This is a genomic window from Streptococcus sp. HMSC072D05 (genome assembly GCF_001815805.1).
GTDB lineage: Bacteria > Bacillota > Bacilli > Lactobacillales > Streptococcaceae > Streptococcus.
Map to the genome: position 1 here is coordinate 1 of NZ_KV822040.1, position 931 is coordinate 931.

Consider the following 931-nt stretch of genomic DNA (forward strand, 5'->3'; position numbering starts at 1 on the left):
TATCGGGGTTCACCTCTTGGTGACAGCCGGTCGTCAGACCAACCTTCGTGCTCAACTTTACTCGAACTTCAAGCACCAGTTGAGCCTGCCACAGAATGAGGCAGGTGAAGTGCGGGCCATCGTGGGCTCTACGCCACTCGCTATGACTATGGAAGACATCAAGGGCCGTGCCCTTATGAAGCGGGAAGAAGTGGATGTGATCCAGCTGGCACTCTCAGTTTATGGAGCTAATGATACCCAAGTCCTCAACAACCTACGTCAGGAAGTGGCTTCCCTCCAAGAAGCCTGGACAGGACAACGCCCAAGTGCCATTCCGATGGTGCCGGAGGAGTTGACAGAGAAAGACTTCTATAGCCGAGCCAGCGTGCAGACTGCCTATGAACACGGCCTCGTGCCATTAGGACTTGACATGGAGACAGTTGAGCCCGTTACTTGGAATCTGGCTAAAGGAAATCTTCTCTACCTAACAGATAAAGAAGAGCAGATGACAGCCTTGGTAAAACACATTGCCAAAGGGAAACAGAAAGTCATCGTCTTGGCACCGAAGTACCATAACTTACCTGAAATGGAAGGAGTGACGATTCTGGCAAGTCCAGAGGAATATCTAGAAGGCTTAGATATGATGGAGTTCAAGATTCAGGAACGGTTAGAAGGCAAACAGCGAGACCATGTCGCAACAGTGGTTATCTACAATTTAACCGAATTAGTGGTAGAATTAAACTCAGAAGCGCTTGATACATTGGCTTATGTCCTAGATAAAGGAACTCGAGCTGGATATGGTTCAATTGTAATGAGTTCACCACTAATCACCAAGCATATTGATGTGGTCTCAAAAACTGCTCGTTCTTATAAGCAGGCTATTTTAGCACTTCGCTTAAGTGATCAATCAGTTCTGACAGTGACCAACAGACCTGTTCGTGAGCCACAATTA

1 pseudogene is annotated in these 931 nt (G+C 47.4%); it reads left to right on the forward strand.

What is annotated here, in order from left to right:
• Nucleotides 1–931 (forward strand): annotated as a pseudogene (locus tag HMPREF3057_RS09520) (cell division protein FtsK); the annotation flags it as partial.